This is a genomic window from Sphingobium sp. B1D7B (assembly GCF_025961965.1).
Lineage (GTDB): Bacteria > Pseudomonadota > Alphaproteobacteria > Sphingomonadales > Sphingomonadaceae > Sphingobium.
In genome coordinates, this window is sequence record NZ_JAOQOR010000001.1 from 1053847 (window position 1) to 1068609 (window position 14763).

The 14763-nt window shown below is 64.7% G+C and carries 12 protein-coding genes; 3 read left to right on the forward strand and 9 right to left on the reverse strand.

The window, feature by feature from the left end:
- Positions 1–80 precede the first annotated feature (80 nt).
- Positions 81–2432, forward strand: a complete 2352-nt coding sequence (locus M2336_RS04970; RefSeq protein ID WP_264574201.1) for a TonB-dependent receptor — start codon at positions 81–83, stop codon at positions 2430–2432.
- A 320-nt stretch (positions 2433–2752) separates the two neighbouring features.
- On the opposite strand, the gene M2336_RS04975 is transcribed toward M2336_RS04970, so the two are convergent.
- The 4 genes from M2336_RS04975 to M2336_RS04990 all read right to left on the reverse strand — a co-directional run bounded on the left by M2336_RS04975 (position 2753) and on the right by M2336_RS04990 (position 7031).
- Entirely contained in the window at positions 2753–4120 is a 1368-nt protein-coding gene (locus tag M2336_RS04975) for a lipase family protein (RefSeq protein WP_264574202.1), read from the reverse strand.
- Between the two features lie 444 nt (positions 4121–4564).
- The gene (locus M2336_RS04980) at positions 4565–5353 is read right to left on the reverse strand and encodes an SDR family NAD(P)-dependent oxidoreductase (RefSeq protein ID WP_264574203.1); all 789 of its coding nucleotides are present in this window, start codon (positions 5351–5353) and stop codon (positions 4565–4567) included.
- Positions 5353–6210, reverse strand: a complete 858-nt coding sequence (locus M2336_RS04985) for a phytanoyl-CoA dioxygenase family protein (protein WP_264574204.1) — start codon at positions 6208–6210, stop codon at positions 5353–5355. The genes M2336_RS04980 and M2336_RS04985 overlap by 1 nt, the downstream gene beginning before the upstream one ends.
- A gap of 5 nt (positions 6211–6215) precedes the next feature.
- Entirely contained in the window at positions 6216–7031 is an 816-nt protein-coding gene (locus tag M2336_RS04990) for a D-glutamate cyclase family protein (protein WP_264574205.1), read from the reverse strand.
- Positions 7032–7162: 131 nt separating this feature from the next.
- Between M2336_RS04990 and M2336_RS04995 the strand changes: the two genes are divergently transcribed.
- Positions 7163–7879, forward strand: a complete 717-nt coding sequence (locus M2336_RS04995) for an SDR family NAD(P)-dependent oxidoreductase (protein WP_264574206.1) — start codon at positions 7163–7165, stop codon at positions 7877–7879.
- Here M2336_RS04995 and M2336_RS05000 read toward each other — a convergent pair whose 3' ends face one another.
- The 3 genes from M2336_RS05000 to M2336_RS05010 all read right to left on the reverse strand — a co-directional run bounded on the left by M2336_RS05000 (position 7880) and on the right by M2336_RS05010 (position 12762).
- A complete protein-coding gene (locus tag M2336_RS05000; protein ID WP_264574207.1) occupies positions 7880–9079 on the reverse strand; it encodes an MFS transporter in 1200 nt (399 codons plus the stop codon). It abuts the gene before it with no gap.
- Between the two features lie 918 nt (positions 9080–9997).
- Positions 9998–11437, reverse strand: a complete 1440-nt coding sequence (locus tag M2336_RS05005) for a glutamine synthetase family protein (RefSeq protein ID WP_264574208.1) — start codon at positions 11435–11437, stop codon at positions 9998–10000.
- Positions 11434–12762, reverse strand: coding sequence for an aromatic ring-hydroxylating dioxygenase subunit alpha (locus tag M2336_RS05010; RefSeq protein ID WP_264574209.1), 1329 nt, complete (start codon positions 12760–12762; stop codon positions 11434–11436). The genes M2336_RS05005 and M2336_RS05010 overlap by 4 nt, the downstream gene beginning before the upstream one ends.
- A gap of 191 nt (positions 12763–12953) precedes the next feature.
- On the opposite strand from M2336_RS05010, the gene M2336_RS05015 reads away from it, so the two are divergent.
- Positions 12954–13541: a TIGR00730 family Rossman fold protein gene (locus M2336_RS05015; protein WP_181560801.1), complete on the forward strand. Its 588-nt coding sequence runs from the start codon at positions 12954–12956 to the stop codon at positions 13539–13541.
- A 14-nt stretch (positions 13542–13555) separates the two neighbouring features.
- Here M2336_RS05015 and M2336_RS05020 read toward each other — a convergent pair whose 3' ends face one another.
- Both M2336_RS05020 and ureG read right to left on the reverse strand, forming a co-directional pair.
- Complete coding sequence (locus M2336_RS05020) at positions 13556–14125, reverse strand: HupE/UreJ family protein (protein ID WP_264574210.1); 570 nt, start codon at positions 14123–14125, stop codon at positions 13556–13558.
- Complete coding sequence (gene ureG, locus M2336_RS05025) at positions 14122–14760, reverse strand: urease accessory protein UreG (protein ID WP_264572313.1); 639 nt, start codon at positions 14758–14760, stop codon at positions 14122–14124. Before ureG ends, M2336_RS05020 begins: the two co-directional genes overlap by 4 nt.
- Positions 14761–14763 lie beyond the last annotated feature (3 nt).

The following is a 14763-nucleotide window of genomic DNA, read 5'->3' on the forward strand; positions in this document are numbered from 1 at the left end:
AGGTTACACGCGAGGACATCTGGACGGTGCGTGGCGCAAGAGAGGTTACTCGCAAGTATCGAGAAAAAGGGGTCGGAGTCATGTCTCTCATCAAGAACGAAATCGGGTCGACGCGAAGCGGGCGCACATTCAGTGCCCTTTCCATATCCTGCGCAGTCGCTGCGCTGGCGACGTGCATCGGCACGGCCCATGCTGCTGACGCAGCCGATGCTGCCCCAGCCGATGCGGCTGACGATCAGGGCGTCATCGTCGTCACCGCAACGCGGCGCGAACAGGCAATCAATGAGGTTCCGCTCTCGATCACCAGCTATGACAAGCGGCTGATGGATCAGCAGGGCGTGCGCACCATCGACGACCTCTCCCGCCTGACTCCCGCGCTGAACTTCACGTCGAGCGCCGGTTCTACCGCCAATAATGGCAGCAACATCGCGATCCGCGGCCTTTCCTCGGACGTCGGCTCCGCCACCACCGCGATCTACATCGACGAAACGCCGATCCAGATCCGCAACGTTGGTTATTATGGCGGCAACCCTTATCCCCGGATTTTCGATCTCGACCGTGTCGAGGTTCTGTACGGCCCGCAGGGCACCCTGTTTGGCGCCAGTGCGCAGGGTGGTGCGGTGCGCTTCATCACGCCGGAACCGAACTATGACTCGCTTAAAATTTACAGTCGCGCGCAGGTTTCCTTCACGCAGGAGGGCTCGCCGAGCTACGAAGCCGGTCTCGCTTTCGGGGCGCCGATCAGCGACAAGGTCGCCTTTCGCCTGAGCGGCTGGTATCAGGACACCGGCGGCTACATCGATCAGGTCGTGCAGGGCACTGACGTGGTGAAAGCCAAGGACATCAACTCCGGCAACGCAGCGGTCTTCCGCGCCGCTTTGGGCATGAAGCCGACCGAGACGCTCACCATCACCCCGAGCTTCTATTATCAGCGCGTCCACAGCCGTTCGCGTGATGACTTCTGGGAAGGCTATGGGCTGGCCGAGAAGAATGACTACCACAGCGGCGTCTACGCCCTCGAGCCGAGCACGGACACCTTCTATCTACCGGCCCTGAAGGTCGAATGGGAAGTTGCGCCCAATATCGACCTGATCACCAACACGTCCTACTTCGATCGCAAGCAGAAGCAGACGCTGAACTACGCGACTTATTTCTCGGTCCTGCGCTCGGGCAGTCCTTTCGGCACCTACGCCAACAAGGACCTGAACAACATGGGCGTGTACCTGAACATGCGTCAGAAGAACTTCGTTCAGGAAGCGCGTCTGCAGTCCTACGAGAATGCGCTGCTCGATTGGACGGCCGGCGTCTATTACTCGAAGAGCAAACAGGAATTCGCCAACTACACTGGCTCTGGCCGTATTCCTGGCGTTCTGGTGAACGGCTTCCAGCAATATCAAGGCGTCTACAGCTATGTGAACCTGGTCGATGCCAAGGACGAACAGATCGCCGGCTACGCAAGCCTGGACTTCAAGCCAACCGACAAGCTGACGCTGACCGCTGCGATCCGCTACAGCCATGTTGATTTCGACTTCACCAACATCACCGATGGTCCGACCTCACGGGGCGTGCGCACCGTCACGACGGCCAGCATGAAGGAACACGCCTGGACGCCGAACTTCGGCATCTCCTACAAGTTCGCGCCCAACAACATGATCTATGCCTCGGCGACCAAGGGTTTCCGCCCCGGTGGTGCTCAGGCGAAGATCGTCAGCGACCTGTGCACGGGCGATCTTGCCACGCTCGGCCTGACCGAGAGCCCGACTGCTTATGAGTCGGATAACCTCTGGTCCTATCAGGCAGGCACCAAGAACTCGCTGTTCGGCGGTGCGCTCCAGGTCGGTGCCAGTGCCTATGTGATGAAGTGGAAGAACATCCAGCAATCCGTGCGTTTGCCGACCTGCGCCTTCTCCTTCATCTACAATCTCGGCAACGCCACGGGTAAGGGCGGCGAACTCTCGCTGGATCTGCGCGCGGCCCGCGGCCTGAACATTGGCGGCAACGTGGCCTATGTCGATCTGACCTATGACAGCGACGTGCTCGGCGGCAATGGGCTGGTGCTCAAGGCCGACGGGCAGCACATCGGCGGACCGGCCTGGACCGGCCGCGTCTATGGCAGCTACGAACGGGAGCTCAGCGCAGGTGTGGACGGCTATGTGCGTGGCGAATATTCCTTCGCCAGCCACACTTTTCGCGGCGCGGTGCCCGGCACCTATGGCTATGATGCCGGCCTGACCGACCTGCCCGGCCGCAACTTCGTCTCGGCCCGTGCCGGCGCGCGGTTCAGCGGCGTGGACCTTTCCGTCTTCGTCGACAATCTGCTGAACTCGAACGACCTGCTGGCACGCAATCACGACTCGGTAGGCTCGCCGCTCTACTACAACCAGACCTACCGCCCGCGCACGGTGGGGCTGACCTTCCAGTATCGCTACTGACGACAGGATTTGAGACGAAGGGCAAATAGCCCTTCGGGTCGCGCGGACGGCGGGAGCAGCGATGCTTCCGCCGTTCTGCTTTGTCATGCGCGAAAGTCGTGGGCCGACTTGATCGGCGTAGGCCCGGGGCGCCTGCTTGGCAGAAATGGCGGTACGCGATGTATAGCCGAGGCGGTTCCGGCGCGCGACTGTCCTTCACCCAACGCCTCTCCTTGACTGGAGGGGGCTAAGGATAGGGGTTACGCCAAATTGCGCGCGCAGTAATCACGCGCAAAAGCGGGCTCGCCCGCCGGGAAAGGGCTTGTGAAGTCGCCCGTCGCTCAGTCGATATAAGCGCCCTTGCGCTGTTGGACTGGCCCAGGGTGCTGGATGCTTGCGCAGTTAGAGGCTGGCACATGGCCCTTGAGCAGATTCTGCGCGAAGGGGATGGAGTCGGCAGCCGAAACCGTGACGGCGGTGCTGTGGTCCTCACCCGGATAGGTGTGCCAATGTACCTGCGTCCCCGCCGCGCACATGGCGCGCACGGCGTTGTACTGTCCCTGCGTGCCGGCCATGTCGTCGGCAAGGCCGGTGCCAACGAACAGCGGGCCGGGGATGCGCCCGTCGGTAAAGGCGAAGGCGGCGTCCATCTTGCTGTCGAGCGGCGCGAGATCCGCTGCGAAGACCGTCTGCCCGTCCTTGAGTCCCATCTCCTCCGCCTTGGCCATCAGGTCGCGCAGGCAGCCGCGCCGCGAAAGGCGCAGCAGCGGATAGCCCGCGGGCGTGACGAAATCAGCCGGATCAAGATCGGGATTGAGCGCGCGATCTGTGCCGGCGATGCGCAGCATGGCAAAGCCCGGGTCCATCGCACGGGGATCGGTCATCTTCTCGCCCTTTGCTGCCTGCCCGGCGGCCTCCGGCGTATCGAAGGTCATGACGAGGCCGGTCGCGACGGTGCCGAGCAGGTCTAGCTGTGGCGCATAGCTCTTTGCCAGATAGGCAGAGCCAATCGCCGCGCCCGAACCTTGCGACTGACCGACGAGTACCACACGGCGCGACAGCACAGCGGGATAAGCGGCGGAGGCGGCGCGGGCGGCGTCCAGCACGGCATGCCCCTCGGAACGCCAGATGAGATAGGGGTGGACGCCATCTGTCCCCAACCCTTCATAGTCGGTCGCGACGACGGCAAAGCCCGCCTCCAGCCAGCGCTGCAGATAGCCCTGATCGCGCAGCGACGTGCCATTCCACGAGGGCGCGCAGACATCGGCAAAACCGGTCGTGCCATGCGCCCACGAGACGAGCGGCCAACCGCCGTTCGGTGCGCTTCCCTTGGGCAGGAATAGCATGCCCGAAACGACGATCGGCCCTTGACCTCCCACGCCGCTCATAGAGGAATAGAGGATGCGCAGTGCTTGGCCGCTTTCCGGCTGCCTGCGATCCGCCGGCAACGGCTCTTGCCGCAGCATCTGGCCAGGTGCGGGGATTTCGCCGGTCCATTGATAGAAAGTCGAAACGCCGCCATCGCCATCGATATCGCCCAGATCAACCGGGCTGGCAGCGTGCTGCGCCGTGTGTTCAGGCGCGCGCGCGGTCTCCTGTCCCATCGCCGGCCGGGCTAGCACCACCAGAGGCAGTACGGACCACAGCGCAAGGCGGGCCAATCGATCTGATCGGTGCGAGCGCGCAGGGCGCAGGGGGCGGGTCATCATCGGCGGAGTCACTCCTTGTACATCCTGCCGTTCTAGCTCGCTACGGGACAGTGTCGCGGGGGGATTGTGGCACCGGGGAGGTGCTGGCGGGGCAACGGGGTTGGCCCGACGCGGACAAATCCTTGCCTGCCCGGTCGTCCGCTATTGGGTCTCGCGGAACGCTAGCGCCATGACTAAAAGTCGTTGGGGAGCGCTCTTCGCCGGTCTTCCGCGTTCGTGCTGAGTAGGGTCTGAGTAGCGCCGCTGGGGCGGATCGAAGAGCCGTATCGAAGCATCGCAGCGCACGTAGCGGTCCTTCGATACGCCGCTTCGACAAGCTCAGTAGCTACTCAGGACGAACGGCGGGGCGTCCAGCCGATTTGGAACTCAGTCTTGCAAAAGCGCTGCCGGGATGATCGACAAACTGGACTCACCGCATCATCGATTGATCGGATGGTCCAAGCCTCAAAGCGTCGCGCCGCCGTCCACGACCAGTTCCTGCCCTGTCACGTTGCGGCCGCCGTCGCCGACAAGGTAAAGCACCATGGCGACGATGTCCGCCATCTCGCTGGGGCGATTGAGCGGGATGCCCATGTCCGCCACATAGGCGCGCAGGGCTTCCTCTTCCGACAGGCCTTTCAACTCGGCCATGGCGCGCCAATTGGCCTTCATGCGCGGCACGGCGATGGGGCCGGGCGCGACGTAGTTGACGGTCACGCCGTCCGGTCCCGCTTCCAGCGCCGCGCTGCGCGTGAGGCCACGCAGGCCCCATTTGGAGGCGGAGTAGCTCGAGCGACCGGCCCGGCCGCGCATGCCGTGATTACCGCCGATGTTGACGATGCGCCCATGCCCCGCCGCACGCATCACCGGCAGCAGGCGGCTCATGACGATGAACGGTGCCCGCAAATTGGTGGCGATGGTGCTGTCGAACTCTTCGATGCCAAACTCGCCGATGGGCGGTGACAGCGGGCCGGTGTGGCCGGCGGCATTGACGATGACGTCCACTACGCCTTGCGACCAGCCCAGGAAGCTATCGAGCGCGGCCTCCAGCGCGGGCGCATCGCGCACGTCTGCGGTCAGCACCAGCGCTCGGCGGCCATTCGTGCGGATCTGCTCGGCGACTTCCTCCATGGCGGCGGTGCGCCGCGCGACCATCGCGACATCATAGCCCTGCGCGCCCAACGCCAGCGCGATCTCCCGCCCCGTGCCCGCACTGGCACCGGTGACGAAAGCGATGGGGGTTCTGCCCGCCATCACTGCGCGTCCGCGAAGAATTTGCGCTTCGAGCCGGCCTGAATCTTGTAGATCGAGCTGCCCGCGCGCGAAGGGAAGGGCAGGCGCACATAATTCTGCTCGAAGCGCACTTCTCGCGTCGAGGGGCCGCAGACGAGGCGCGATTCATACTCGTCCCAATCCACCTTGTAGAAGAGCGGGAAGGCATCGCTGGCGGCATATTCATAGAAGAGGATGCGGCGCGGATCGCCCGAGCGATTCACGCTCGAGCCGTGCAGCGTCATCGGATGATGGAAGCTGACGGTTCCGGGCGGACCTTCCAGCAATACAGCCTTCGTCATGTCGAAGGCCGCTGGATCGACCGCGCCGCAGAAATAGCCCTCCTCGTCATGATGATCGAGCAGCGGCCCCTTGTGGCTGCCGGGGATGACTTGCATCGCGCCGTTGGAGGCGTTCGCGCCATCCAGCATCACCGAGGCGACGCAGGTGGACATGTTGGTGTGCGGCGCGAAGGCCCAGTCCTGATGCCACTCCAGCGCGGCGCCGCCATTGGCGGACTTCATGTTGATCTTGGTGTGCGAGAGGCGGACATTGGCTCCAATGATGCGCGTGAGGACCGCCAGAATATCCGCATTGCCCGCCTGCTCGGCATAATAGGGATCGATGCGGTTGGGCTTCTTGATCCGCTGGATGGTGCGGTTGCCCTGAACGTCCGTGTCGAAATCGAACCAGGCGTCATCGGCCTCCACCGTCTCCGCCTTGGCGGCGACGCGGTCGGTGAGCGCGCGCAGATTGTCCAGCACCGGACCCGCCAGCAGGCCGGGCAGGACGACATAGCCGTTTTCGTAATAATCGGAGACGATCTGATCGATGTTCATGAGGGTCAGTCCTTGGGGAGCGGCAGGTCTGTGACGACCATGTGCGCCTTGTGGTGCGTGATGCAGAGCGGCAGACGGGCGTTGCGCACGGCATTCTGGCCCGTCGCGCCGCACGCCCAGAAGACCGGCAACTCGCCGGGGTTCAGGGTCGTGAGGCCGTGGCCGCCATAGCTGTGCGAAAGATCGGCGATCCCCAGATCGCCAGGCAGGCCGAGCGAAACCGGCGCGCCGTGACATTGCGGATAGCGGGCGCTGAGCAGCGTCGCGCGGATGGCATCGGCGGGGCTGAGCGCGCGCATCGAGACGATGAGCTTCCCACCGAACGGGCCGACGGGGGTCGTCTCGCGATCCGTCTCGTACATGGCCGAGACATTGCCCTCATCGAGATGGCGCAGGCGTACACCGGCGCGCTGAAGAATGGCTTCGAAGGAGAAGGAGCAGCCGAGCACGAAGGCGACGAGATCGTCCGCCCAGACGGCAGAGGCATCGCGCCGGGTCTCGACCAACTCGCCATCGCGAAACACCATATAGCCGCCGGTATCGCGGGCGATGTCGAGATCGTCGGCGAGCGCGGGGATCGCACGGACGCCCCGCTCGCTGCGGCCGAGGATCGGCAGCGCTTGGGCGTTGGCGCGGCAATAGGCCTCGAAATCATCGGCATAGGCGGCCGGGACGGCGACAAGATTGCCCTGCATGAAGTCGCGCGCGACGTGGTTGGTGAAATCGGTGAATGCCCCCGCGCGGATCGCACGCCGCACGGCGCGCGGATCGGCGCGGTCGAATGCGGGCGCGGACGCCCCTGCGGAGAGGGCTTGGGTCATATTTGCTCTTTTACGCGCGCGGGGCGTTGCCGAGAGTTGCTTTTTGATGCCTCCCCCGTTGCCGATCCGGCCATGGGCGGCACCGCGCGGCCGTGCTTGGCTACGCCTTTCGGTTGCGGGAGTGCGCAGATATGGCGGGCATGATGATCATCGGCGGCGCGCGCGGACTGGGCGGCACGATTGCAGGGGAATTTGCGCGGGCTGGACATCAGGTGGCGCTGGCGGATGAAGGAGCAGCGCCTGAAGGTGTCTATCCCTACGTCGCCATCGACTTCGCCGACCCTGAGGCTCCAGCGTACGCCGTCGCGCAAGCGCTCACCCACCTCCCCACGCTCGATGCGCTGGTGATCGCCGCCAGCGCCATGGAGAGTGCACCCATCGAACGCTGGACCGCGGCGATGTGGGACCGGGCGGCAGCGATCAACCTGCGCCTGCCTTTCCTCGCGGCGCAAGCGGCGCTTTCGGAGCTGCGCCAATCGGCCAATGCGAGCATCACCCTGCTCTCATCCACCGCAACACTGCGCGGGCAGCCCTTCACTCATGGCTATCAGGCGACCAAAGCCGGTGTTGCGGGGCTGGTGCGCAGCCTCGCTGCCGAACTGGGGCCGGACGGCATCCGCGTGAATGCGGTGTTGCCAGGCTGGCTCGATACGCCGCTGACTGACGCATACTGGACTACGCGGGAAAATGCCGCGGATGAGCGCGCGCAGATCGAGGCGCGCATTCCGCTGCGGCGGCATGGTTCAGCGCAGGAGGCTGCGGCGCTGGTCTGCTTCCTCGCGTCACCTGCCGCCAGTTATCTCACCGGGGCCATCCTGCCGGTGGACGGCGGCGACACGGCGGTCTGATCAAGCCGCCGACGCGGCCGCTTTGGGCGCCGTCGGCACGCGGGGCAACGCAATGAAGCAGACCAGCAGGCCGACGATCGCGACGCCGACATAGCCTGACCAGTGCGTCAGCGCGAAATAGACGGTGGGGGTGAGGAACGAGGCCAGCGACACGAACTGGTTGACCGAACCTGCCACTGTACCGCCGCCGACCGTTCCGGTCGCGAGCGCCGGCATAGTCGCCATGCAGATTCCGGTGGCGGCGCCATAAGTAAATAGCCAAGCCATCAATCCTGCAATGGCGATGATCATCGGGCTGGACGGCAGGAACAAAGCGATCTGCGCGACGATGCCGATGACCACGACGATGCCGAGCAGCCGCCGCATCGGGAAATCCCGCGAGAGCAGCGCACCGGTAATCGTGCCGCCCAGCAGCACGGCGGCGATCTTGGCAATGGCCACGATGCTCGCGGACGCGGCGAGCGACACGCCATGCACCTTCGCCAGATAGGTTGGCGCGGCAAGGCTGGTGCCGTAGGAGATCATCGCCGGCATCGCCATGGCAAAGCCGAGCATCAGGATCGGCGGACGGCGCAGGCCGGCAAACAGGGCAGCCAGCTTCTCACGCCCGCTCTGCCCTTCCTTGCGGATTGCCGCGACATGCGGGAGGATGAAGGCCAGCGCCGCGCATCCGAGCATGATCGCGCCGTGGAAGGCAATCGCCAGCCGCCAGCTGTCACTGGTGGTGAATGGCGCTGCCATCAGCAGGCCGAGCGAAAAGCCGGTCGGCGCATAGGTAGACCACAAGGTGAGCGCGCGGGTGCGCGTGCCGCCCTCCAGCGAGCCCATCAGCATTGCCGCGCCGCCGTTCAGGATGCCGAGATAGCCCACGCCCGCCATCAGCACGCCCAGGTTGAACAGCCAGATATCCTGCGCGAACCACAGGATCACGTCCGCCAGCACGAAGACCGGCGAGGTGAGCAGCAGCACCAGGCGCGGCCCAAGGCGATCGACAATGCCGCCGCCAACCGTCGCCACGATCGTCGCGGGCAGGGAGAAGAGCGCAATGGTGAGGCCAATCGCGGCAGCGGGCGCATCCATCGCCTCGGTAATGCGCAGCGCCAGCGGAGAGAGAATGCCGACCAGCGCCATGCTCATCAGGCCGATGAGATAGACCAGCGCTATGGTGCTCCAGTTTCCTTGCGTTCGCGGCGGCAGCATCGTTAAGTCCCTCATCATGCGGCCGGACGAGCGCTCCGGCATGAGGAGGCAGGATAAGGAGACGCCCGGTGCCCACAAGCCGGGTTCGCAATCTGCACCGAGGCGTTCACTTTTTTTGGGGTGAGGCTTAGCCGGTGAATGGGAGGAGACGGGCGGACGCCGCCTCATAGAAGTATGGTGGGAGACCCGCCTGTCCAGAAACGACGGCATTGCTGACGTTCGTCATTTCCGCGATGGTATTCCGATGAAGCAGAGCGCAGATGCGAAACTTGTGGCGGAAGCAGTCGCACACAGCGTTGGCAACCGCCGCGAGGTCGAAGCGAGCAAATACGCTGGCTGCTTCTCCTGCTGCGCAACATTTGATGTAAGCGAAGTCCGTGAATGGCTTGATGAATGGACTGTTCCCGAGAAGCAGAATCGAGTGAGGCGTTGGACGGCCAGATGCCCCCGATGTAGCGCCCCAACCATCATCGGCAGTTCTAGCGGGCTTTTAGATGACCAAGGTTACCTGCCCATTTTGCATCATGTTATCAAGCATCAGCCGACGGTTCAGTGAGGTCCTTTAACCATCTCAAACTTGCCGGGCGCCGCTCCCCATGAACGCTTAAAAGCGGGCTGATCGGACACGGCAAACATAGTGACGGCATTCCGGGGGCCTGAGTAGCGGCTGAGCCTGTCGAAGCGAGGTATCAAAGGACCAGCCCCTGCTCTGCGATGCTTCGATACGCACCTGCGCCGATACTCGGACTCTACTCGGCACGAACGGTGAAGATCGGCAAAGACCATTCCTGCGGGAACTCAGCTGTTTCCGCCTTTTGGTTTGTTTCGCAAACCCGGACGTGCATTGCGAGGAACGCTTTTCAGGCGACCTGTTTCACGCATAGACGGCAGGGATGCCGTCCCGTGATCCGCTTCCCCTCAAAACAAATCGAAATACTCGCGATGTTCCCAGTCCGTCACGGTCTGGTTGTAGCGGGCGACTTCGGCGCGTTTGATGAGGAGGAAGTGGTCGACGAAATCATTGCCGACGGCGGCGCGCAGGAGGGGGTCTGTGTCCAGCCGGTCGAGCGCGGCATCGAGCGTCTGGGGGAGTTTTTCGACCTGCGCAGCGTAGGGTGAGTCCACCGGGGGGGGCAGGTCCATGCCGCCCTCGATTCCGGCAAGGCCGGTGACCATTTGAGAGGCGAGGTAGAGATAGGGATTGGCGGCCGGCTCGCCCACGCGGTTCTCGATGCGGCGCAGTTTTGCGGCGCCTCTGGCGAGGACGCGCAGCATGGCGCCGCGATTGTCCTCCGCCCAGGCCACGCGATCGGGGGCAAGGCTGTTGGGCCGGTAGCGCTTGTAGCCATTGATGGTGGGGGTGGAGAAGGGCGCGGCCCCGGCTGCGCCGGCGAGCAGCCCGGCGAGGAATTGCTGGCCAACGCCGGAAAGGCCATCCGACCCGTCGGAGGGCGCGAAGGCGTTCTCGCCGGTGCGGATATTGCGCAAGGACTGGTGGAGATGCCAGCCGCTCGCCATCGCCTCGGGCAATTGGGGACGACACATGAAGCTGACATGATAGCCATGGCGCCGGGCGATCTGCTTGGCGGCGCTGCGGAACAGAATCATGTCGTCCGCCGGGCCAATGCCGGTGCCCGCCTTGAAGACGAACTCGCATTGGCTGGGGCCGAACTCCACTTCCAGTGAATGCAGCGGCAGGCCGAGCGCGAGGCAGTTTTCGCGCAGGATCTCGACGATTGGCTCGACCTGATCGTAACGCTGCTCGGTGAGATACGCATAGCCCTGGTGGAGCAACGAGACCTGCGGGGGGCGGCCGGGCTGGCCGGCATCACCCAGGCCAAGCGCCGCGTCTTCCAGCCGGGTGAGGTAGAACTCCACTTCGAGCCCGCTCACATACTCAAAGCCGCGCGCCGCCAGCCGGTCCACCGCCGCGCGGGCGAGCCGGCGGGTGGAGGCGACGACCGGGCGACCATCATGATGATAGAGATCGCACAGCATCCAGCCGGTGCCGGGTGCCCAGGGCAGAACGCGGAAGGTGGCCGGATCGGGCACCATGATGACATCGCCGCCGCCCTGCAGATCGGCATCGCCAATCCCGGCGCCGGCCGCGAAAACCGGCACCACTGTGCGGTGCGATGTATCCTTGAGCAGCAGCGTCGAGGTGATCGCGCAGCCATCCTCGAAGGCGCCCGCGAGGGAGCCGGCCAGCAACGTCTTGCCGCGCGTGATCCCGTGCATGTCTGCAAAGACGAGGCGGACGGTATTGATCCCGTCGGCCTCGATGCGCTTGAGGACATCGGCGGCCTGGCGACGGGCTTCGTTGCTCCACAGGCCATGGGTGGCGATGAAGTCGCTCATTCTGCGGAAACAGGAGCCGGCTGGGAGGCCCAGGGTGCGGCATCGCGACGGCGGCGGTCCACCTCGCGCCAATAGGCCTCAAGGTCCGCACCGGCGGGCGCGACGCCATCGACAGTGCCCGGATCACGCACCTGCTGCGCTTCCTCCGCTGTCAGATCGAGCAGTGGGCGCTCGCCCTTCTGCAGCTTGCCGATCTCGCGGATGAGCATGGTGCGATAGGCGACGATGCCCTTGTCCGTGGTGCCGAGATGCTCGCGGGTGCGATCCTGGATGCGGCCCATGGACTCCACCGCCCACTGGTCGTGCACGTTGATGTCCTCGCCCATGCCCGTATAGGTGCGGCTGCGCTGCTCCACCACGTCATAGCCATAGTCGTTCTGGCGATTGAGGCGGGGCTTGTAGTCCGGCAGCTCATAAAGCGTGAGCCGCTGCCGGCGCATCTCTTCCTTGTCCACCGCATCGGTGAAGCTGGTGAAGGCGGCGTACCAGTAGCAACTGTGATCATCGATCGGCACATGCCATTGCGTGATCGTCATCGTCTCCGAAAGCGGGATGACGAAGGCCTGCGGAAAGAACAGGTTGGTGATGCGCACATGCGTCTTGCCCTCGGGCAGCGAGCGCAAGGCGGTGAGGCGGAAGCCGATATCCGTCTTGGTAATCGTGATGTCCGGGTTTTCGAACTCGCGCAGCACCTGGATCATGGTGAGGTCGCTGTCTGCCGAGCGGCCGCGGAACTGCTTGCCATAAGCGTCCGCCTCCTCGTCCTCGAAGAAACGGTGGAGGAAGCTGGCATGAGCCGGGTCGACACCGACCTCCAGCGCCTGCAGCCAGTTGCAATCCAGATAGCCTTTGAAGGCAAAGACATGGCTGTCCGGCGCGGCGAAGCAATCCAGGCCGGGGAAGGCCGGCGCATCGCCCTCGCCCAGAAAGCCGAAGATCATACCGGCACGCTCGACCACCGGGTAGCTGCGCTGCTTGACGCGGCTGCACAGGCTGGAGCCGGCCGGCTCGCCGGGGGTCTGGATGCAATTGCCATCGACATCGAACAGCCAGCCATGGAACAGGCAGCGCAGGCCGCCATCTTCCAGCCGCCCGAAGGCGAGATCGGCGCCGCGATGCGGGCAATCGCGATCGAGCAGGCCGAGGCGGCCCTGCTCGTCGCGGAACAGCACCATGTCCTGCCCCAGCACCTTTACGGCCTTGGCGGGCCGCGGCCCTTCCAGCTCCTCCAGCAATGCGATGGGCTGCCAGTAGCGGCGCAGGAGTGCGCCGAGCGGCGTACCCTTGGCGCTCAGGGTGATGAGATCATTTTGTGCTGGTGTCATGCTTGGCTTCCCGTGGGTCGTCTGTGCGGTGCTGGTGCCCTGATCACGTCCGTTTTGCCTCAACCGCTCGCGCGCGCGTGTTGCCGACTGGCGCCCGCTGCGTTGCTGGAATCAGAACCCATCAGCGCTTGCCGTGACGGATTTCGAAACATAGGCTCGCGCATCGACCATTCGAACATGCGAGCACATCAATGAGCCAGCCAAAGCGCGACATCCGTACCGTTGCCGTCTTCTGCGGATCCAATCCGGGCCTTGGCGACACCTATGAACGCGCGGCGGCCGATCTGGGCGCAGCGCTGGCCCGGCGCGGCATCGGCATCGTCTATGGCGGCACGCACAAGGGGCTGATGGGCATCCTGGCCGATGCCGCGCTGGCGGGCGGCGGCCATGTTCACGGCGTGATCAACCAGCGGCTGTTCGATCGGGGGCACCTTCACCCCAAGCTCTCCCTGCACGAGATCGTCGAGACGATGCGGGTGCGCAAGGAGCGGATGCTCAGCGTCGCGGATGCCTGCATCGCCCTGCCCGGCGGCATCGGGACGCTGGAGGAGTTCATGGAGGCCTGGACGCTCAACCAGCTTGGCGAGATCGACAAGCCGGTCGGCCTCTACAATGTCGGCGGCTTCCACGAGCCGTTCATGACCTTTATCGACACGATGATCGGGCAGAAATTCCTCCCGCCTGAGCATCGCAACGGCATCGTCGTCGAAGGCGATCCAGACGCGCTGATTGACGCCCTCATCGCCTTCGAAAAGCCCGACGTGCCGAAGTGGCTCTGATCGCCTGAGCGCGATCAGGCCGCGAGCAGAAACACCGCGAAACCGGCGCCCATCGCACCCATCGCCCGCAAGGCCTGTGCGGGAACGCGGCTTCCGATCACGACGCCCAGCGCGTGCAGCGCCGCTGTCGCCGCGATAAAGCCGAACGTGAACGTGGCGACGTCCCCAGCCGGAGCCTCAAGACCATGCGCCATGCCGTGCACAAAGCCGAAAGCACCCGTCACTGCCGCCGCGACAGCCCATGAGGCCTTCAGCCGAAGGGCCAGCGCCAGACCAAGCAGGAGGATGGAGAGCAGAATGCCGCCTTCGGCAAGGCCGGCTGGTTGGCCGAGCAGCGCATAGCCAAAGCCGATCACCATCGCGCCCACGAAGGCGGCCGGTGCGGCCCATTTCGCACGGCCCGCCAACATGCCGCCCCACAGTCCGACCATGACCATCGCGACGAGGTGGTCGGCGCCGGTGAGCGGATGCAGCAGGCCCGAGACCAGCGGACTGGCGACCTCATGGCCGGGATGTGCCTGTGCCGCCGCCGGCAGCATCAGCGCGATCATGGCGACGAGCGCCGTTTTGCAATGTCTGATCATCCGTTCAGCCCTCCATGTTCGATGATAAATGCCTCGATCTCCGCGACGCCCTGGCCCGCCCGCACATTAGCGAAGACGAACGGGCGCTGTCCGCGCATCTTGCGCGCATCCCGGTCCATCACCTCAAGGCTGGCACCGACATGGGGCGCGAGATCGATCTTGTTGATGACGAGCAGGTCCGAGCGGGTGATGCCCGGTCCGCCCTTGCGCGGGATCTTGTCGCCCGCCGACACGTCGATGACGTAGATCGTCAGGTCCGCCAGCTCGGGACTGAAGGTGGCGGCAAGATTGTCACCGCCGCTCTCGATCAGCACCAGTTGCAGGCCCGGGAAGCGCTTTTCCAGCGTGTCCACCGCCGCCAGGTTCATCGACGCATCCTCGCGGATCGCGGTATGCGGGCAGCCCCCGGTCTCGACGCCAAGAATGCGTTCAGGCTCCAGCGAGCCGGCGCGGGTGAGGAACTCGGCATCCTCGCGCGTGTAGATGTCGTTGGTGATGGCGGCGATCCGATAGCGCTCGCGCAGCGATTTGCAGAGCGCGTCCATCAGCGCCGTCTTGCCCGAGCCAACCGGCCCGCCAATGCCGACGCGCAGGGCGCCGGTGGTCTGCGCCTGCATGGCGCCATCCTGTTCCATTGT

Excerpts from the sequence above, each read along its gene's own strand:
- M2336_RS04970 (WP_264574201.1), top strand. The coding sequence starts at position 81 with ATGTCTCTCATCAAGAACGAAATCGGGTCGACGCGAAGCGGGCGCACA.
- M2336_RS04975 (WP_264574202.1), bottom strand. The coding sequence starts at position 4,120 with ATGATGACCCGCCCCCTGCGCCCTGCGCGCTCGCACCGATCAGATCGA.
- M2336_RS04980 (WP_264574203.1), bottom strand. The coding sequence starts at position 5,353 with ATGGCGGGCAGAACCCCCATCGCTTTCGTCACCGGTGCCAGTGCGGGC.
- M2336_RS04985 (WP_264574204.1), bottom strand. The coding sequence starts at position 6,210 with ATGAACATCGATCAGATCGTCTCCGATTATTACGAAAACGGCTATGTC.
- M2336_RS04990 (WP_264574205.1), bottom strand. The coding sequence starts at position 7,031 with ATGACCCAAGCCCTCTCCGCAGGGGCGTCCGCGCCCGCATTCGACCGC.
- M2336_RS04995 (WP_264574206.1), top strand. The coding sequence starts at position 7,163 with ATGGCGGGCATGATGATCATCGGCGGCGCGCGCGGACTGGGCGGCACG.
- M2336_RS05000 (WP_264574207.1), bottom strand. The coding sequence starts at position 9,079 with ATGCTGCCGCCGCGAACGCAAGGAAACTGGAGCACCATAGCGCTGGTC.
- M2336_RS05005 (WP_264574208.1), bottom strand. The coding sequence starts at position 11,437 with ATGAGCGACTTCATCGCCACCCATGGCCTGTGGAGCAACGAAGCCCGT.
- M2336_RS05010 (WP_264574209.1), bottom strand. The coding sequence starts at position 12,762 with ATGACACCAGCACAAAATGATCTCATCACCCTGAGCGCCAAGGGTACG.
- M2336_RS05015 (WP_181560801.1), top strand. The coding sequence starts at position 12,954 with ATGAGCCAGCCAAAGCGCGACATCCGTACCGTTGCCGTCTTCTGCGGA.
- M2336_RS05020 (WP_264574210.1), bottom strand. The coding sequence starts at position 14,125 with ATGATCAGACATTGCAAAACGGCGCTCGTCGCCATGATCGCGCTGATG.
- ureG (WP_264572313.1), bottom strand. The coding sequence starts at position 14,760 with ATGGAACAGGATGGCGCCATGCAGGCGCAGACCACCGGCGCCCTGCGC.